The following is an 18,934-nucleotide window of genomic DNA, read 5'->3' as shown; positions in this document are numbered from 1 at the left end:
AAAATGGGACAAAGATTAAGCATGAAGTTAAAACTCTCTACGATCACCTTGGCACTGCTGCCATTTTTCTCTCATCAGGTACTTGCCGACGATAACCTAGAAACCATTGTCGTCACTGGCGATTTTCAGAATGAAACTATCCAGACATTAAGTGCAAGCGCTTCGGTGGTTGACGAACTCTCTATCGCTAAGCGTGGTGCGCAATATTTAGATGAGATACTAGGTGCCACCGCTAACGTTAACTTTACGGCAGGTGCGTCTCGTGGTCGCTTTATGCAAATCCGTGGTATCGGCTTACGTTCACAGTTTGTTGATCCTATTTATCCCAGCGTTGGCTTATTAATTGACGGTATTAATTACTCAGGATTAGGCGCAAGTGCGCTGCTTTTTGATACTGAGTCAGTGGTGGTGTATCGCGGCCCTCAAGGCACTAAATTCGGTTCTGATGCTTTAGCAGGAATCGTTGAAGTAAATACCCAAGCCGCTACCACAGCGCCCTCATTAAAAGTGAAGTTAGGCGCAGGTAATTATGGTAGCTACGAAGCAGGCCTTGCGGCTGGCACTGGGTTAAGCGACGACACCGCTGTGCGCGTCAGCCTCTATCAACGAGAGTCTGACGGTTACGTAGATAACCTCTACCTAAACAAACCCACTCAGCAACAAGACGAGCAAGTAGCAAGAGTGAAACTTAACTCTCAAGTGAGCGATAATCTCGCACTAGAGTTTGCTTATCACCATATTGATACTGAAAACGGGTACGACGGTTTCACCCTGGATAATTCACGTAACAGTGTTGCTGATGACCCGGGCCAAGACAACCTCAGCTCCGATGCGTTTTCACTACGTGGAGTTTATACTCGCTCAGACTTATTCAATGTCGAATTTAAAGTATCTGGGCTAGATGCTGATACTTTATATAGCTACGACGAAGATTGGGTATGTCATGACGCAGCTCAACCAGCGCTATGCGCAGCAGGATTACACCCTGAAGGATATAGCTCAACCGATGCCTACGAGCGTAACCATGAAAATGGCAACATAGAGTTTTTAATCAAAGATAAACAAAATGACTGGGTGGTAGGTGTTTTCGCAAAGCGTAACGATGTTGATTTAACCCGTCATTACACTTGGCTTGAGAACCCATTTACGTCAGCATACACCGTAGAAAGTAAGGCGATTTTTGGTCAATACGTGCATCACCTTTCAGACAAAACTCGCCTAATCGGTGGTCTTCGCGCGGAGCAATATGACGCTGACTATATAGATAGTAACGGCTTTAGTATCGAAACCGATGATGTAATGTGGGGCGGAAAAGTCGCGCTTGAATATCAAGTTGTACCGCGCACTATGATCTACACCAGCCTTACTCGCGGTTACAAAGTCGGCGGTGTAAACGGCGAAGCACTGGCAAAAGCCAAAGATGAAGGTTTAAACATTCCGGCCGAACACCATTACTTTGACCCTGAGTATGTTTGGAACGCTGAGTTTGGTGTAAAAGGTGAGTCTGAAGACAAGCGTCACCTTGTGCGGGTTACCGCGTTTTATATGCAACGCGATGATATCCAGTTAAAACAATGGCAAGTTTCTAACCAGCAATTTGCAGGCTACATCGACAACGCCAGTAAAGGCAGTAACTACGGCCTAGAAGTTGAAGGCAACCTACAATACACGGACCGCCTTGGTTTTAGCTACAGCGCAGGCTATTTAGAGACCGAGATTGAAGACTTTGTGGCTGCCAGTGGCCTAAACCTTGATGGTCGCGACCAAGCACAAGCGCCAAATTACCAATACTCGCTTGCCGTCAATTACGAGTTAATGGATAACCTAGTGGTTGAATTGGGTGTGGAAGGCAAAGACAACTATTACCTCTCGGATAGTCACAACGAGCAAGCGCGCAATCATAACCTGATCAACGCAAGCCTTAGTTACTATGGCGACAACTGGTCATTAACGGCTTGGGGTAGAAACCTTGCAGACGAAGACATTGTAGTACGTGGCTTTAGGTTTGGTAATAATCCACTAGACGGTTGGCAAGACAATACCTATGTACAATACGGCGAGCCACGCGTTTATGGTTTAAGTTTTACTTACGAACTGTAGTACGACCCGTTTATCGCCTACACATAAGGCGATAAACACGCACAAAAAGAAAAAAAGGGGAAACGTAAAATTAGAGTAAAACGTTCCCCCTCACCGCAAAAACTCAAAAAGCAATTACCTTTATAGTTATTCCATGCTTGGGGCACTGGAATACACCAACTCAACCAGATTATTCATCGTTTTTGACTTCTGCATGTAAGCCTTTTCCATATGGGCAAGCTCTTGCAGTTCAAACAAAGTTGTTTCCACCAGTGCTAACCATTTAGTTGTGGTGTCTGGCACCTCGTCACCCTGCCTTGCCGCCTTCTTGAGGGCATCGTAATAAATCGTTAAGTCATGATATTGGCGTAGATAATCCATATTGCTCTCCAACATGTCACTTTATTTCACACTAAAGTAACAAAAGCTTCGAGCAAAAATCTGCGCGAAGAAAATTTTTTTGAATTTATTTGTAAATTAATTAAAAACGCCAAAATCATCATCGCAACACCTCAGTTAAATAATGAGTTACTCATCTCAGGCTTCGCCTAAAAAATCGAGCGAAGATCCATTAAATGCAACAAAATGTTCATTTTTAGACGGACTAATCTTGAAAAAGAAATTTTCTACGATAGACTCGCGTTTACGGTTTAGATACAAAAATGCAACTTGGTTAAGCGAATAATAGAGACAAACAAATAGCGTACATCAGACAATATAGGGACTGATGCTGTTTGTGACGCGAGTGCGACAGGCAAAAAGGATTGAGTTGGTGGGGAAATTTGATAAGCGCTTTACAGGAGACGACCTGCGCCGAATGCGCAAAGTCGCTGGCAAAACCACGCAAGAAATGGCTAACTTGGTCGGTGTGGAGCGTGGCACTTACGAAAACTACGAAAAAGGCGTAAGCAAATTTCCCTACGAATATTTTGAAATATGGTGCGACACCTGCGGCATCAACCTCAACCCACTTAGAGAACAAATCCTTGCCTTAAGAGACAAAATTGACGACGCCAAATTATGGCGTAAGTCGCCAACACCGCGAAATAACAAATCAAGCAACGAGGATAACGGCTAATGAAAGACGCGCACTTTCATAATTCTTCAGCTAGATGGAAAACAATAAAATTACGAATAAGGCCTATTTGCAACATAGTGTTTTCAACTTTGTTGTTAAGGAGTAAAGTAGAGTGGAAACTAAACACCGCAAAACTTAACTTAGAAAGGACGTCATTATGCGCTTTTTGCTAAAAAAGACCACTAGTAAACTTTCAGATATTTATCAGCTCCACCTCAAAGAAACAAAAATGGTTTCTGGTGGCAGCGGTCCAAATAAAGATAAAGACCCTAAAGTAGAAACAGAACAACAAGCTACAGTTTGTACAGAGCTGCCTTACAACTAGACGAGCAAATATACTCATCGGCAGCTGAGAGTCATGCTGCCGACTCTAGAGTGCGCAGACTAAACGCTGGAGGTATCAGGAAAAGCAATGAAGTTATCATGGATTTTTTTATTATTTGGAGTAGTGACAGCTATTTTGCTTTCAGCAGCCTACATACGCTTTGAACTATATATTAACAGTGTTTGGTTAATCAGTATTTTTGTCATCAGCATTGTTGGTAAGAACCTTGAGAATATTAAGCACATCACCTTTATTTTGTTATTCATGGTATTGGTTGAATACTTGGCGATCCTTTACTTGCTTAAATACAATCCTAATGAGCTCCCTCCATATCTAAATAATGCCCTTATCTTTGGCACTCACTTTATTTTAGATTTAATAACCATGATATTGCTAAAGTATCGTATGCGCTTATCCCTTAAGTATATACGAAAAACAAACCCAGAGAACTGGCAATCTGTTTACATGACCCATGCAGACCCCATTCTTTACGGTATTTTCTTCGCTTTTATTATTGTTGATTTAGCAGCCTTTGGTGAAAACCTGATCCGCAATATGGATCTCTTCTTTGGTGTTTCAGAAGAAGCTTCGAAACCCTTTTGGAGCTGGGGTTGGGTCTATAAAAGTTATGAGTACTTGAAGTCGATTCTCTTGGCTTGTGTGATTACCACCCTGCTGGCCACTATTTTTGTCGAACGACAGCGCCCTGATACGCCTGATGAGGAATCAGAAAGCGAATCTTAGCACTTATATAACCGTCACCTTATAAGCGGGTACAGTCGTGCTCTATGCGCTTATATGATGACTTAACAAGAAATTTCAGACATTAAAAAAGGCGCTTGCGCGCCTTTTTTAATTCCTCAATTTACCGCTGATTATTCAGTTTCTGGTAAATTGCGACCGTAGAACACTTCCTGAATTTCACGATTCAGCTTAAGACGAATTTCTTCCTCTTCGTCTGAATCTAAATCATCAGTACTAATTCCAAATAGATATGCATTTAGGTCTGTTTCCTTAAGCATCATCTTCGTATGGAATAGGTTCTCTTGATACACGTTTACGTCTACCATGTGGTATGCGTCTTTAGTATCTTCCGTCATGTAATTCTGGATCGAGTGAATTGCGTGGTCGATATAGTGTTTAACACCATTAACGTCACGAGTAAATCCACGAACACGATAGTCAATCGTCACCACATCTGACTCTAAAGAGTGAATTAAGAAGTTAAGCGCTTTAAGTGGCGAAATAATACCACACGTTGAAACTTCGATATCCGCTCTAAAAGTACAAATGCCATCATCAGGGTGCGCTTCAGGATAAGTATGAACACAGATGTGACTCTTATCTAAGTGTGCTACCACTGACTCAGGAAGTGGACCTGGTGCTTCATTACTATCAAAAGTCTGTTGATCAACAGGCTCTTCTGATACTAATATCGTCACACTCGCCCCTTGTGGTTCATAATCTTGACGTGCGATATTCAGTACGTTTGCACCGATGATATCCGTTACGTCTTTTAGAATATCCGTCAAACGATCAGCACTATACTGCTCATCAATGTATTCTAGATATTCTTTACGTTGCTGCTCGGTCTTGGCGTAGCAAATATCGTAAATGCTAAAGCTTAAACTCTTAGTTAAGTTGTTAAAGCCATGGAGTTTAATTTTATCAAAGGGCTTGTTCACGATAGACCCACCTTAATACAAAAAATCTGCGCTGCAGAAACAAAAGTTCGCGGATTTTATACGAAAATAGCGCTATGAAAAAGCGTTATTTTTCGTCAATTTCAACCACCTCATGGCTATGCGTAATTTCTACTGCTTTTTCAAGCATTAATGCCACTGAGCAATACTTTTCAGCGGATAAACTTACGGCTCTTTCTAGGTGTTTTTCAGAGACATTACGCCCTTTCACCACGAAGTGTAAATTGATCTTGGTAAAAACCCTAGGTGCGCTTTCTGCGCGCTCTGCGGTTAATTTTACTTCCACGTCGGTAACATCCTGACGCGCTTTTTGTAGAATGCTGACTACATCGACTGACGAACAACATCCCGCTGACATTAATACCATCTCCATTGGACTTGGCGCAGCACTATCAGAACCGGCATCAAATACCACATTATGTCCCGACGCAGAGCGACCGATAAAGGTATCTCCTTCAACCCATTTTACGCTAGCTAACATAGTTATCCTCTATAAAGCATAACACCGCCAAATGGCGGTGTATCTTAAACCTAGAATTGCCTCTAAGTGTGTTTTCTACACTGTCGATAGTGATTGTGCCAAGCTATACAGCAGAATCAAACAGGTTTTTGACCAAACCCGCGAATTCTTCGATAAATTCTTTTTGTTCTACGGTGACACGTCTATCAACAACACTTGATAGCACTTCTTGTAAGTCGTACACAATGCCATCTACCTCACGCACGATCATGCTGCGCTGCTCTGTAGATAACTCAGTGTGCTGCTCGCATATACGGATAACGTTTTCAGCGATCACATCTTCGATTAATTCCATGACTGTTGGAGCCCCTGGTTCAACCGTCCCAGACTTCTCAAACAAGGCTAAGTTTTGCGTCAAATACATGACTAAATCATCGTACCCTTGTTTATCTAAAACCATACTTTGCTCACCCGAACCTATCAAAGACATCTCCTATTGATTTAAGCAGAAAGTTTTTTCGATTGCTACTTTTGTAGTCAACTAGACACAAAAAAGCAGCCGAAGCTGCTTTTCTTATCAATTTTTATTGAGTAAACCTCAATATTGGCATTTTAATCCAAAGATAAACCTGGGCTCAAGCTAGAAGGTAAAGTTACCTTTTCCAGTTCCACAGAAGCCACTGGGTATGCACAGTAATCTGCCGCGTAGTATGCACTTGCACGGTGGTTACCTGATGCACCGATACCACCAAACGGAGCTGCACTTGAAGCGCCAGTGATTGGGCGGTTCCAGTTTACGATACCTGCGCGAATACGACGTAAGAAACGGTCGTAGTCAGCTTCGTTGTCGCCAAGCAGGCCTGCAGATAAGCCAAAGCTTGTCTCGTTCGCTTTTTCGATAGCAGCGTCAAAGTCTGTGTAGCGGAATATTTTTAACAGCGGACCAAAGTGTTCTTCATCAGGAAAGTCTGCAATGTTAGTACATTCGATGATCCCTGGCGTCACAAAGCCCGTGCCCTCTGTGTGCGTCAGCTTGATAAGCGACTCACCACCGAGCTCAACAAGCTGTTGCTGTGCTTTTACCATGCCAGCGGCGGCTGCATTTGAGATCATTGAACCCATGAACGGTTGATCTGCATCGTCAAAGTTACCCACTTTAATCGCTTTAGTTGCTTTGATCAGTTGCTCAAGGATTGTGTCACCTTGTTCACCTGCAGGAAGGAATAGTTTACGAGCACAAGTACAACGTTGACCACTTGAGATAAACGCAGATTGAATAATGTCGTGTACTGCCGCTTTGGTATCCGCTACGTCTTTTACGATAAGTGGGTTATTACCACCCATTTCAAGCGCTAGGATCTTACCCGGTTGACCTGCATATTGTTCATGTAGCAAGTGACCCGTACGAGAAGAGCCAGTAAAGAATAAGCCGTCAATACCCGCGTGTGATGCAAGTGCTTTACCTGTTTCAACTTCACCCTGAACTAGGTTAATCACGCCAGCAGGAAGACCCGCTTGTTGCCAGTATTTAAGCGTTAGCTCAGCAACATAAGGCGTCAGTTCAGATGGCTTAAAGATAACCGTGTTACCAGCAAGTAGCGCAGGTACGATGTGGCCATTAGGTAAGTGACCTGGGAAGTTATATGGGCCAAATACAGCAACTACACCATGCGCCTTGTGACGGATCACGGCACGGCCAACTGGCATTGGATTTTCCACAACGCCTGTACGCTCTTGATAGGCTTTCTCAGAAATCGCGATTTTACCTACCATAGCACCCGCTTCTGTACGAGTTTCCCAAAGTGGCTTACCCGTTTCTTTAGCAATTGCAATAGCCAGCTCTTCGCTATTTTCTTTTAGTACTTCAGCGAAACGCTTAACAATTTCTAGACGCGCTTCAAAGCTCATGTCGCTCCATGAATAAAAAGCTTCACGAGCCGCTTTTACTGCGCCATCAACTTGCTCAGCAGTAGCTGCGTTTGCGCTCCAAATAACGTCGTTGTTTGCTGGGTTTACAGAGCTAAAGCTTGCGCCTTGTCCTGCAATCCACTCACCATTTATTAGTTGTGCTGCATGTGTTGTCATAATCTGTTCCCAATCTTAAATCTTTACTAGGCTTACTTGATCGCCTTCTTCAACTTTTAGCGCCGCGGCAACATGTGGAGCAAGCGTCACTTCATTGCTATCAGTCAGGGCTAACTCGATTACCGCCGCGCGATAATCAACAAGTTTACCATTTGCGACCATAACAGGGAATCCACCGTTGCTTTCGCCTATTTTCACAGTACGAGTTTCACTATTGCGAACCGTGCGGATATTCCCCACTTTTGCTTCTACCGTTGGACCCGCGTCGAAGATATCAACATAACCATTAAATGTGAAACCTTCGCTTTTTAGTAGCTCAATAGCAGGACGCGTATTGTCGTGAACTTCACCAATCACCGCTTGTGCTTCTTTACTAAGCAGGTTCACGTAGATTGGGTACTTAGGCATTAATTCAGCAATAAAGACCTTTTGGCCGATCCCCGTTAGATAATCCGCTGTCGGGAAATCCATCGAGAAGAAATGCTCTTCAAGCCATTGCCAGAACGGACTTTCGCCTTGCTCGTTAGAAACACCGCGCATTTCCGCGATAACGGTTTCAGCAAAACGATCACGATGTTGATTGATAAACATAAAGCGAGAGCGAGACAGCAATTTGCCATTTGCGCCTTTGCGATAGCCATCTTTTAAAAACAGAGTGCATAATTCCGTCGCGCCAGTGTAGTCATTACATAGCGTTAAAATATCCACTGCTTTATAAACATCGAGTGTGCGTGAAGAGTGGATCACTTTGCTTAGGTGATAATGATAAAACGCATCATCTAAACCAACCGCAGCTTCGATACCGCTGGTACCAACCACCTCGCCTGTTTCAGTATCTTCTAATACAAATAAATAACCTTCATCAAAAGGCTTGTCAGCTTGCTTGCCAAAGGAAGCAACTGAGCGTGCAATCTTCTTCTGTAATAGCTCTTCGTTTACAGGCAAAGAGGTAAAACCGTGACCTGATTCGTGAGCAATGTTTAAAAGCGCTGGATAATCGCTTTCTTGGATTGGGCGAAGGATCATCATGAGCCCGCTTACTCCTCAAAAATGTGGATAACAACAAGGCCACCAAAAGGTGACCTTGCAACCAGTATTAAGCGTTGTTAGCAACTACCGCAGCAACGGCTTTTTCGAAGCGTGCCATCCCTTCGCGGATGTCAGCTTCTGGAATAACAAGAGATGGAGTGAAACGTACTACGTTTGCACCTGCAACAAGTGACATCACGCCTTGCTTGATACCTTCAACCAAGAATTCTTTTGCTTTGCCTTCGTACTTTTCAGTGACTACACCACCAAGCAATAGACCTTTACCACGTACTTCGGTGAATACGTTGTACTTTTCGTTGATGTCGTTTAGCAGTTCACGGAACAGCTGCTCTTTTGCTTTTACGCCATCAAGTACAGCTGTTGTGTTTACTGTGTCAAATGCCGCTTCTGCAACCGCACACGCCAGCGGGTTACCGCCGTATGTAGAACCATGAGTACCTACTTTTAGGTGCGCAGCAATCTCTGTTGTTGTGATCATCGCGCCGATAGGGAAACCACCGCCAAGCGCTTTAGCCGTTGTTAAAATATCAGGGGTTACGTTTAAACCTTGGTATGCATACAAGTCACCAGTACGGCCAACACCAGTTTGCACTTCATCAAAAATAAGTAGCGCATTGTGCTTGTCACACAGCTCGCGAACACCTTTTACAAACTCAGAAGTTGGTGAAATGATACCACCTTCGCCTTGTAGCGGCTCCATCATCACGGCACAAGTGTTGTCTGAAATAAGCGCTTCAAATGCCGCTAAATCGTTATAGTCTGTATGAACAATGTCGCCCGGCTTTGGACCAAAGCCATCAGAGTATGCAGCTTGACCACCAACGGTCACAGTGAAGAAAGTACGGCCGTGAAAACCTTTGTTGAAAGAGATGATTTGCGACTTTTCAGCACCAAACTTATCTAGTGCCCAACGGCGTGCTAGTTTAAGCGCCGCTTCGTTCGCTTCTGCACCTGAGTTTGCAAAGTAGACTTTCTCTGCGAACGTCGCATCAGTTAGCTTTTTCGCTAAACGTAGTGCAGGCTCATTAGTCATCACGTTAGACAGATGCCAAATTTTCTCGCCTTGCTCTTTAAGCGCGCCCACCAAAGCTGGGTGACAATGACCTAGACAGTTAACTGCGATACCACCAGCAAAGTCGATGTACTCACGACCTTCCTGATCCCATACTCGAGAACCTTCACCTTTCACTGGAATTACCGCTGAAGGTGCGTAGTTAGGTACCATTACGTCGTCAAACAATTCACGATTGATAGTCATTTTATTTCCTCATATTTGGTGAGTGAAAGTGCAAACAAGGAGTCATTTCCTTTTGGAGGTCGGCGCGTTGCCGCCACTTGATAGGATATTTATTCACACCAATTCGGTGCTATGTATTTTGACCCGCCCCTTGATGGCACAAAATTCATACGCTCATTATTTCAGAAAAAGCGCCATTTGTCTCACTTATACCACGTTCTCAGCCCTTAGTATTCAAGGGTTTAACATATATTCTCAACTCAAGTGAATAACTATCTAGGGCAGATATTTAGGGCAAAGCAAGCGCCGTGCAGCCTTGCACAGATCAGTTAAGATTAGGTTTTGAATGAATAGTCGCAAAAAAAATTTCAATTTTTTTTACAAAATCGTCAACTGCAGGTTATGGAACGCACATTTTGCCAATTGCTGACGCATTTCCTCGGTAAGTTCTAAATGATTGAGCAAAATCTCGGCTTCGTCATCTTCAATTAACTGACTATCTTTTAAAACAAGCAGTTGTGCGTAGCCATAGGCTTTTTGCATCACTTGTGTCAGAGGTAATGGGTCGGCAATGTTTTTATGCGCATTTGGTAGATAAGTTTGCGCATACTCTTCCATGACGGCATTAAAGGGCAAATAACGTAACTCCATTTTTTCAATTAGCTTACGTGAAATCTCTGCCGAATGTTCTATCAACAAGTTACGTAAAAATAATGGATCAGGAGATAACTCCATTAATGCGGTGTGTAGGTCTTTTTGCTTTTTGTCTCGTGCTATTTGTACCTTGGCTTGCCACACTTTTTCGAAGGTGCGTAAATAAAGACGGATCAAGGCCACTTTCCCAAGCTCTAGTAACATGCCTAACGTAAACGCATGCTGTTCTTTTACCCCAAAAAATGGTGCCAGCTCTTTTGCCGCAATGGCTGTGCTCATGCTCAGCTCGCGTAATTTACGTTTCATCAGAGTAAATGGTTCTGTAGCATGCGGCATCCAGTGTCTTACCGCCATTGTCGGGATCACCATTTGCAAGTTCTCAAGGCCTAAATACCTTAATGCTAATGCTGGAGTGTCGACCTTAATGGACGTGCCTTTACTGTTTTTTTTGCGATACTGTGGCAAGTTGACTAGCGAAACTAGCTCACGACCCAGCCAACTTAAGTCATTGACCAAAGGTTCTAAACGCCCAACCGAAGCTGAGCGCACGGCTAGAATATCTAAGATCGCAGGAACGGAGTCTTGAATGCCAATGACTTCATGATAGATATTATCAAGGTCATGCAGTTGCTTTGTAATAGCTTCTTCGATAACGGAATGTAGATGCTTGCTCGCTTTGGCAATATATTTATGATGACTTGTGCTGCTCTCTTGGCGTTTTGCAGCCGCAGCAATTTCCACCTCTAGCATAGTGCGCTGTGCGATATTCTCACCGTAGCTAATATCAAATGTATGGATATAGCCTATTTGCTTCTGCGCAAAGTTGAGGCTGATAAGAAGGTCATGGGCACGTTCGGACAGCGCTTGTGCCATTCTAATTTGCTTATTTTCTTGCGTCATGCATGCTACTTATCTAAAAGAAAAACACTGAGTTAAGCACTCACAGAATCGTCTTACTGATTAACATTATACCAGTAAAAGCAATATTATGATTTGATATTGCGCACAATAGAATCAAAAAGTTATGTATCAAAAACTAGACCCTAGTCTAACCAACAAAAGCGCGGCAAATATGGATATATAACACCTAGGCGAAACTCTGTTGGATTTGTTTAAACTTTAGAAGCGTTTTATAAAGTTATCAAGTAATGCTAAGCCGTGTTCAGTGAGGATAGCTTCTGGGTGAAATTGCACTCCTTCTAGTGCTCTATCGGATGCTACGAGTCCCATAATTTCATCACGTTCACCTTCTTGCGTCTGTGTCCAAGCCGTTACGGCTAGAGATTTTGGTAAGCTACTTTGCTCAACAACTAAAGAGTGGTAGCGGCATACTTCGTATGGTGATGGCAGACCTTGAAATACACCCATATTGTTATGGTGCACTTGCGACGTTTTACCATGCATCACTTGTTTTGCTCGAATGATTTTACCACCTAAAGCTTGTGCAATAGTTTGATGACCAAGGCAAATGCCAAGAATAGGGATTTGTCCCTGTAGACGTTTTACGACTTCAAGCGAGATCCCCGCTTCATCAGGACTGCAAGGGCCAGGAGATAGCACAACATATTTGGGATTAAGCTGCTTGATTTGTGAGGCGCTGATTTCATCATTCCGCTTTACCAGCACGTCCACGTCTAAGCGCTGAAAATACTGCACTAGGTTGTAGGTAAAGGAATCATAGTTATCAATCATCAACAGCATGTAGGTACCACTAAAAGAACCAAGCAGCCTATTCGCCACTAGGGTAAAGATGTTCGTTATAAGTCTATTTTATCACGAACTCAACAGGAGGGTTTTCTTATATCTAGTATCTGCTTTAAACCAAGGGGCAATAGGCCCTTGTAATACAAAAAGACACCATAAATGGTGTCTTTCTTTGTGTTTTATTAACCGCGAGGAATAAAACCGACGGCGTCATACACAGCTTTAAGCGTTTTTTCGGCACGAATACTTGCTTTTTCCGCACCTTTTTTCATGATTTCGTTCAGCAGAGTTTGATCTTCACGGATTTCTTTAAAGCGCGCTTGAATAGGCTCAAGCATATTCACTACCGCATCGGCAGTGTCTTTCTTCAAATGGCCGTACATTTTGTCTTCGTACTCTGGCACTAACTCTTCAATTGAGCGTTTAGTTGCAACACTAAGTAGAGTCAGTAAGTTGGATACACCAGGTTTTTCAACACGATCAAAGTAAATGCGTGCTTGCTCATCTGAATCCGTTACCGCTTTTTTCAGCTTTTTCTCTATCTTCTTAGGTTCATCCAACAGCATCACAAAACCATTTGGGTTTTCGTCTGATTTTGACATCTTCTTGCTCGGATCTTGCAAGCTCATAACACGAGCGCCAAACTCTGGAATATAAGGTTCTGGGATCTTAAAGACATCGCCATACAGATTGTTAAAGCGCGTTGCGATATCGCGGGTCAACTCAAGGTGCTGCTTTTGGTCTTCACCAACCGGTACTTGATCCGCTTGATACAATAAAATATCCGCAGCTTGCAATACTGGATAGGCGAATAAGCCAACGTTTACGTTATTGGCGTGCTTTGCTGACTTATCTTTAAACTGCGTCATGCGGTTTAATTCACCCATTTGTGCATAACAGTTCAGTACCCAACCTAGCTGTGCATGCTCAGGAACCTGTGATTGTACAAATAGTGACGATTTATCTGGGTCGATGCCGCAAGCGGTATATAGTGCTACGCCGTCTAATACGCGATCGCGTAGTTGCTGTGGCTCTTGGCGAACCGTAATGGCATGCAAGTCAACCAACATAAAGTAACAATCATGATCGTTTTGTAGTTTAAGCCACTGGTTAATGGCACCTACGTAATTGCCTATTGTCATACCACCGGTTGGCTGAATACCACTTAATACTACAGGTTTACTCATGTCGTTCCTTTATTTCTTCATTGAATTAACGTTGATTGATAATGGGAATAATATCTAAGAATCCATCACAAAGGTACTGTGGATTGAACTCTTTCAAATCGAATCCCTGATTATACCCATAATTTAGCGCAATCACAGGTATCTTAGCGCCCTGAGCGGCCAAAATATCGCTTTTAGAATCTCCAACCATAATAAGCTTATCCGCTGGTATACCAAGACGCTCGGCAGCCAGCAATAGCGGAGCTGGTGATGGCTTTTTGTCAGTATCATCACCACAGACGATACAATCAAAATGCGATGTGAGATTTAATTTATCTAGCAGCTTTAGCGTAAATGCACGATTTTTATTGGTCACGATGGCTTTTGGCACTGCGGCAAATGCAGATAACCCCGTCTCAACATGCGGATATAAACCTGCATACTGACCAACTAATTCATCATAATGCACTTTAAAACGCTCAATGGCGGTGTGCGCTAAACTTTCGGATAGCTCTTCGCTAACTTCATGGCTACCGCTTAGGCCTCTTTTTACTAACATATCGATGCCGTTACCTACCCACTCACGCACCAGAGCATGACTAACAATTGGATGAGCAAGCTCAGACAGCGTTAAATTGAGCGCCATGTACATATCCTCGACGCTATCAACTAACGTGCCATCGAGGTCAAATAAAATACCCTCAAAACGCATTATTTTACCTTTGCTAATTCTTGACGCATGGCGTCTATTACCGCTTTGTAATCGGGTTGATTAAAGATAGCGGAACCCGCAACAAACATGTCTGCACCGGCAGCTGCAACTTCAGCAATGTTGTCCACCTTAATCCCCCCATCCACTTCAAGACGAATATCGCGACCGGACGCGTCAATGCGTGCTCTCGCTTCTTTTAATTTTTCAAGTGTATGTGGGATAAAACTTTGGCCGCCAAAACCAGGGTTTACCGACATCAAGAGGATTTGATCAATTTTATCCATCACATGATCGAGATAATGCAGCGGTGTGCCTGGGTTAAATACCAAGCCAGCTTTACAACCTGATTCTTTAATCAGCGCAAGGCTTCTGTCTATATGCTCGCTGGCCTCTGGGTGAAATGTAATAATGCTCGCTCCGGCTTTAGCAAACTCGGGAATTAAACTATCTACAGGCTTTATCATCAAGTGTACGTCGATAGGAGCTGTAATTCCGTAATTTCTTAATGCGTCACAAATCATTGGACCAAAAGTTAAATTTGGCACATAGTGATTATCCATTACATCGAAATGAACCACGTCGGCACCTGCTGTCAGTACCTTTTCAACATCTTCGCCTAACCTCGCAAAATCTGCGGATAGAATGGATGGTGCAATTAAAAAATCAGACATACTTTTCCCCTAAACGTAAGACCGCGATACTGTACCGTAAATTGCCCAAAATGTCTGCGATTTAAGGCGCTTTATGATTGTGCAATAAACGAACATTGTGTATCATTATGTGATATCTAACTTCTGGGGATAGGGTTATGGTTTCTAGATATAAAGCACGGATTGCTCTGCTTGGGACGGTATTAGCCGTGTCGGCAGGGGTATTTTCTTTCGACAATGATGAAAGTCTTGCCGCAAATTACTCCGCATGCACTTGTAGCACTGGCAATTTAAGCAGTCGAATAAATGCAGTGGAATGTCAGCAAGAAGCGCACACCAGTTGGGCTGCGTGGTTGACTGGCGGTAGTTCGAGTGGCCAATTCCATTATTTGGATTTGCTTGAGCTATTACTTGGCTCTAAAGACAATCAAAGCAGTAGTAAAGTTTCATCTCCTTACTAATACCAGTTGAGCCAATCAACTGGTAAGAGGTAAACACTATGGCTTCTTCCAATAGTAAATTCGCATTAGTTCAAAGTGTCTGTGCAGCAATGTTTGGTGTGCAGAGTGGTCAAAAACAAGCATATGACTTTAACAAAAAGCATTTTTGGCCGTTTGCTTTTGCAGGCATCGTTTTTGTCGCCGCCTTTGTCATTGGCTTAATTTGGTTTGTGAATGGTGTGGTTTTGGCTTAGTCCTTTATGCCGCAGCAAATTACGGACGGTGATATAACGCCATTAGTTCGTCAACTTTATTCCGCCCATTACCTTTAGGGCTAATTGTACGTTTCACCTTGATCACATCTAGCTTCGCTTGATTATAAATCTTTCGTGTCCATACCGTATCGTGATTGGAGATTAACACTGGCGTTTGTTTTTCAAAAGCCGCGGTTTCCGCAAGATTCGCCAATTGCGCTTGGTCATCTAAGTTAAAGCCACCTTTTGCATAGCTAGTAAATGATGCTGTTTTGCTCAGAGGCACATACGGTGGATCGCAATACACTACCGCATTTTTTGGCATAGTTTCAAATACTTGGCTGTAACTTTGACAGGTAAAAGTAGCCTGTTGAGCCTTTTCAGCAAACACATATAGCTCACGCTCTGGAAAGTAAGGCTTTTTGTACTTACCAAAAGGGACGTTAAAGATCCCCTTTAAATTATAACGACATAAACCATTGTAGCCATGGCGGTTCATATATAGAAATAGAATCGCACGCTCATACACATCAATGCTTTCGTTAAACTGTTGTCGATACGCGTAATAAGCATCTGGGTGGTTATTCAGCTCGACGAATAGCCTTTTAGCGTCACTGATAAATTCATCAGGAATACGCTTCAACTCTTTATACAGGTTGATAAGATCAGCGTTAATGTCATTTAAGACATAATGCTTAAACTGAGTGTTAAGGAAAACAGATCCCGCTCCAACAAAAGGTTCTACTAGCGTGTCGGCTTCATTACTTGCTGCTTGTAGGCGCTTAGAAATATCTTCTACTAAGCTGTATTTTCCGCCTGCCCATTTTAAGAAGGCTCTAGTCTTTTGTTGCATGCTCGTTCTATGTCGTGAGTGGTTGCGCGATTTTACACTAAATGTGGCTAATTACCGAGAGACTGAGTAATTTCTTGTTTAATTTTACTCATTCTCTTAAAAAATGGCTGACCTTTTCGTAGCGCCTCAGGCAATACCGCCTTTGCTTGCTTCGCTGAGGCCAAACTATCATAAGCATCAGTTGTAACCACAAACCAAGTTCGGCCGTTTCTTAAGACAGTAAACTGCTGTGTCACCACCTCGTTATGCTCCGCCATAAACCCAGCTGCAATCTCACTTTCTGTCACAGCAAGTAACTGGATAACCCATTCATCATCTGAACGACTGAGATACCAAGGGTTTCCCGTCAATGGTTCAGGCTCTGCGTACTGAGGCTCTTTTACTGGCGATAAAGTGGCCGGAGTACTACCAACATTGGCTTCTTCAGCTTCATTCGCTTGCTCTGATAGTGCGTTATTGTTGTTTATAGTATCTTCTTTTGCTTCAGTTAATGCAGATAAAATACTACCAACAGGTGCGGTTTCAATTTGCGTTGGCGCTTCGGCTGGCAACTCTGGTTGTACGTTGTTTTCAACTTCAACTTTTTCAAGTGTAGTAGTTGGCGCTTCAAATACAGCTTGCGCATCAATAGCAGTAGCGACAGTTTCTTCATTATCTTGAGTTGGCGTCCAGTACCGTTTTAATTCTTGCTTATACACTAAAGCAACCATTAACGCGGTCAGTATCAAACAAAGCGCAATGACATACCATTGCCATTGTGATTTGCTACCCACTTTTGAACTTTGTTCACGTAAATTCAGACTCTGTTGCTGCGGCTGCCAAGAAAGTAAAACACTCGGATTACCTCGAGCTTCAGCAACAAACGTATTAAAAATAGGATCTTCATCAGGCGGTAAGTCTTTGTAAAACATGCTCATCAAACGCTTGCTTTCAAGCATAGATAAAGGCTCGATATGAATATCCAAACTTTCAGGGATCAGCTGAGGCTGCTGCGCCGTAGCGAGTATGTAAATTGTTTCGCGAGAAGATTTTGCGAGCTTTTGTAGTTGTTCCGCAAGCTCTTGGGTTAAATGCCTAACGTTGTCTAACACCCATAAGCATGGTCCACAAGCTTGTTCATCGTGGAGCAACATGAAATTTTCACTTAGAGATAACTTCTGGTCAATGAGAGGACTGCGAAAGCTATGCTCAAGCAGTTGCCGCACTACATCAAACTCTTGAGTATTTGCAGTCAGCTTTACAAACGCTTTGTTAAAGTCTGGATACTTATCGGTAAGAAACGATTCTGCAAGGTAGCTTTTACCAAGACCCGAAGAGCCGACTAAGGTTATCAGGTTTTGGCCATAGTCGAATTGCATAGCAATTCTATCTACCAATGCAGCTCTGCTTGGTAAAATTTGCGACTGCATTTAACGACCTATTAGAGTTACCACGGTTTCATCGCTAACATCATCCACTAGCGCACATTGACCTAGTTGCGTTGGCAGAATAAAGCGAATTTTGCCTTGTTTGTTCTTTTTGTCTTTGCGCATATGTTGTAAAAACTGCGCTGCGGTCATCTCGCTTGGCGCTTCTGTCGGTAATTGATAAAGCGCAATAACGCGACGGATCTTTTCAACATCAGCAGTACTAAGCGCGCCACGCTGGCAAGCCAAGTTTGCAGCTATCATCATTCCAGCAGCAACAGCCTCACCGTGCAACCAATTACCATAGCCCATTTGCGCTTCAATCGCATGGCCAAAGGTGTGACCCAAATTAAGTAATGCACGCAATCCTGCTTCGGTTTCGTCTTTGGCGACGATCTCAGCTTTTATTGCACAACACTTATAAATAACTTGTTGAAGGCTTTCAGCATCTAGTGCGCTGAGCTGAGGGTGCTGATCCGTTAATGTATCAAGAAAAGATGCATCATAGATCAACGCATATTTAATGACTTCAGCCATACCCGCAGCAAACTCTCTTGCAGGTAATGTACTTAAGGTCTTGGTGTCGATAAAAACCGCTTTTGGCTGATAGAAAGCACCAATCATGTTTTTACCTAACGGATGATTTACCGCAGTTTTACCACCAACTGACGAATCGACTTGTGACAACAAAGTCGTAGGGATCTGAATAAACGGAACACCACGCTGGTAGCATGCCGCAACAAAACCAGTCAAATCACCAACCACACCGCCACCGAGGGCAATCAAACACGTATCTCGACCACAATTATGCTCGAGCAAAAAAGCAGAGATCTTTTCAAACCATTCTAGCGATTTGTATTGTTCACCATCAGGAATAACAAAATGTAGTGGTTTTTGATCGTCAAATATCGCTAACAGACTATCTAAATATAGAGGTGCTATGGTGGTGTTGGTGATGATAACAGGACGACTTTGCCCAACGTACTGCTTAAGTCGTCCTTCATCTGATAAGAGATGTTCACCGATGAAGATGGGATAGCTTCGCTCGTTTAAATCAACCTTTAATTCAAGCATGGCT

21 protein-coding genes are annotated in these 18,934 nt (G+C 43.1%); 6 read left to right on the top strand and 15 right to left on the bottom strand.

Features of this window, described 5'->3' with window-relative positions; genetic code table 11:
* Window positions 1-21 precede the first annotated feature (21 nt).
* The gene (locus GSF04_RS07010; protein WP_211859119.1) at window positions 22-2,100 is read left to right on the top strand and encodes a TonB-dependent receptor; all 2,079 of its coding nucleotides are present in this window, start codon (window positions 22-24) and stop codon (window positions 2,098-2,100) included.
* A gap of 126 nt (window positions 2,101-2,226) precedes the next feature.
* On the opposite strand, the gene GSF04_RS07005 is transcribed toward GSF04_RS07010, so the two are convergent.
* A complete protein-coding gene (locus GSF04_RS07005) occupies window positions 2,227-2,460 on the bottom strand; it encodes a hypothetical protein (protein WP_010607079.1) in 234 nt (77 codons plus the stop codon).
* Window positions 2,461-2,806: 346 nt separating this feature from the next.
* Between GSF04_RS07005 and GSF04_RS07000 the strand changes: the two genes are divergently transcribed.
* From GSF04_RS07000 to GSF04_RS06990, 3 genes are all read left to right on the top strand, one after another.
* Complete coding sequence (locus GSF04_RS07000) at window positions 2,807-3,157, top strand: helix-turn-helix transcriptional regulator (RefSeq protein ID WP_130164944.1); 351 nt, start codon at window positions 2,807-2,809, stop codon at window positions 3,155-3,157.
* A gap of 157 nt (window positions 3,158-3,314) precedes the next feature.
* Window positions 3,315-3,482: a hypothetical protein gene (locus tag GSF04_RS06995; protein WP_211859118.1), complete on the top strand. Its 168-nt coding sequence runs from the start codon at window positions 3,315-3,317 to the stop codon at window positions 3,480-3,482.
* Between the two features lie 87 nt (window positions 3,483-3,569).
* Entirely contained in the window at window positions 3,570-4,226 is a 657-nt protein-coding gene (locus GSF04_RS06990; protein WP_211859117.1) for a hypothetical protein, read from the top strand.
* A 131-nt stretch (window positions 4,227-4,357) separates the two neighbouring features.
* Here the strand turns inward: GSF04_RS06990 and speD are convergent, their stop codons facing one another.
* From speD to rpe, 11 genes are all read right to left on the bottom strand, one after another.
* Window positions 4,358-5,167, bottom strand: a complete 810-nt coding sequence (speD, locus tag GSF04_RS06985; RefSeq protein WP_211859116.1) for an adenosylmethionine decarboxylase — start codon at window positions 5,165-5,167, stop codon at window positions 4,358-4,360.
* Between the two features lie 85 nt (window positions 5,168-5,252).
* On the bottom strand, window positions 5,253-5,666 hold the full coding sequence (locus GSF04_RS06980) for an OsmC family protein (RefSeq protein WP_010607074.1): 414 nt from the start codon (window positions 5,664-5,666) through the stop codon (window positions 5,253-5,255).
* Between the two features lie 103 nt (window positions 5,667-5,769).
* Window positions 5,770-6,105, bottom strand: a complete 336-nt coding sequence (locus GSF04_RS06975; RefSeq protein WP_029215895.1) for a DUF3802 family protein — start codon at window positions 6,103-6,105, stop codon at window positions 5,770-5,772.
* 152 nt (window positions 6,106-6,257) lie between these two features.
* Complete coding sequence (gene astD / locus GSF04_RS06970; protein ID WP_211859115.1) at window positions 6,258-7,730, bottom strand: succinylglutamate-semialdehyde dehydrogenase; 1,473 nt, start codon at window positions 7,728-7,730, stop codon at window positions 6,258-6,260.
* A gap of 15 nt (window positions 7,731-7,745) precedes the next feature.
* Window positions 7,746-8,759 carry an arginine N-succinyltransferase gene (gene astA / locus GSF04_RS06965; RefSeq protein WP_010368879.1) on the bottom strand — a complete coding sequence of 338 codons (1,014 nt, stop codon included), beginning with the start codon at window positions 8,757-8,759 and terminating at the stop codon, window positions 7,746-7,748.
* Window positions 8,760-8,826: 67 nt separating this feature from the next.
* Window positions 8,827-10,038, bottom strand: a complete 1,212-nt coding sequence (locus tag GSF04_RS06960) for an aspartate aminotransferase family protein (RefSeq protein ID WP_045990221.1) — start codon at window positions 10,036-10,038, stop codon at window positions 8,827-8,829.
* A 357-nt stretch (window positions 10,039-10,395) separates the two neighbouring features.
* Window positions 10,396-11,571 (bottom strand): HDOD domain-containing protein, encoded by a 1,176-nt coding sequence (locus GSF04_RS06955; RefSeq protein ID WP_017217249.1) that lies wholly within the window; start codon window positions 11,569-11,571, stop codon window positions 10,396-10,398.
* A gap of 219 nt (window positions 11,572-11,790) precedes the next feature.
* Window positions 11,791-12,372, bottom strand: a complete 582-nt coding sequence (locus GSF04_RS06950) for an aminodeoxychorismate/anthranilate synthase component II (protein ID WP_211859114.1) — start codon at window positions 12,370-12,372, stop codon at window positions 11,791-11,793.
* A 185-nt stretch (window positions 12,373-12,557) separates the two neighbouring features.
* Window positions 12,558-13,562, bottom strand: a complete 1,005-nt coding sequence (trpS, locus tag GSF04_RS06945; protein WP_039494036.1) for a tryptophan--tRNA ligase — start codon at window positions 13,560-13,562, stop codon at window positions 12,558-12,560.
* A gap of 25 nt (window positions 13,563-13,587) precedes the next feature.
* The gene (locus GSF04_RS06940; RefSeq protein WP_211859113.1) at window positions 13,588-14,253 is read right to left on the bottom strand and encodes an HAD-IA family hydrolase; all 666 of its coding nucleotides are present in this window, start codon (window positions 14,251-14,253) and stop codon (window positions 13,588-13,590) included.
* The gene (gene rpe, locus GSF04_RS06935) at window positions 14,253-14,924 is read right to left on the bottom strand and encodes a ribulose-phosphate 3-epimerase (RefSeq protein WP_010368892.1); all 672 of its coding nucleotides are present in this window, start codon (window positions 14,922-14,924) and stop codon (window positions 14,253-14,255) included. Before rpe ends, GSF04_RS06940 begins: the two co-directional genes overlap by 1 nt.
* Window positions 14,925-15,061: 137 nt before the next feature.
* On the opposite strand from rpe, the gene GSF04_RS06930 reads away from it, so the two are divergent.
* Together GSF04_RS06930 and GSF04_RS06925 are read left to right on the top strand one after the other, a co-directional pair.
* On the top strand, window positions 15,062-15,364 hold the full coding sequence (locus GSF04_RS06930; protein ID WP_010368894.1) for a hypothetical protein: 303 nt from the start codon (window positions 15,062-15,064) through the stop codon (window positions 15,362-15,364).
* 38 nt (window positions 15,365-15,402) lie between these two features.
* Window positions 15,403-15,597, top strand: coding sequence for a DUF2970 domain-containing protein (locus GSF04_RS06925; protein ID WP_010368896.1), 195 nt, complete (start codon window positions 15,403-15,405; stop codon window positions 15,595-15,597).
* Between the two features lie 19 nt (window positions 15,598-15,616).
* On the opposite strand, the gene GSF04_RS06920 is transcribed toward GSF04_RS06925, so the two are convergent.
* From GSF04_RS06920 to aroB, 3 genes are read right to left on the bottom strand one after another with little or no spacing between them, the layout of a single operon-like run.
* Window positions 15,617-16,450 carry a Dam family site-specific DNA-(adenine-N6)-methyltransferase gene (locus GSF04_RS06920; RefSeq protein ID WP_010368897.1) on the bottom strand — a complete coding sequence of 278 codons (834 nt, stop codon included), beginning with the start codon at window positions 16,448-16,450 and terminating at the stop codon, window positions 15,617-15,619.
* A gap of 47 nt (window positions 16,451-16,497) precedes the next feature.
* Window positions 16,498-17,859 (bottom strand): AAA family ATPase, encoded by a 1,362-nt coding sequence (locus GSF04_RS06915; RefSeq protein ID WP_211859112.1) that lies wholly within the window; start codon window positions 17,857-17,859, stop codon window positions 16,498-16,500.
* A complete protein-coding gene (gene aroB / locus GSF04_RS06910; protein WP_211859111.1) occupies window positions 17,860-18,930 on the bottom strand; it encodes a 3-dehydroquinate synthase in 1,071 nt (356 codons plus the stop codon).
* Window positions 18,931-18,934: the final 4 nt, after the last annotated feature.

This window comes from Pseudoalteromonas sp. A22 (genome assembly GCF_018141345.1).
Taxonomy (GTDB): Bacteria; Pseudomonadota; Gammaproteobacteria; order Enterobacterales; family Alteromonadaceae; genus Pseudoalteromonas; species Pseudoalteromonas maricaloris.
Note: the sequence above shows the minus strand (reverse complement) of the source record. Positions and strands in the feature narration are given on the sequence as shown.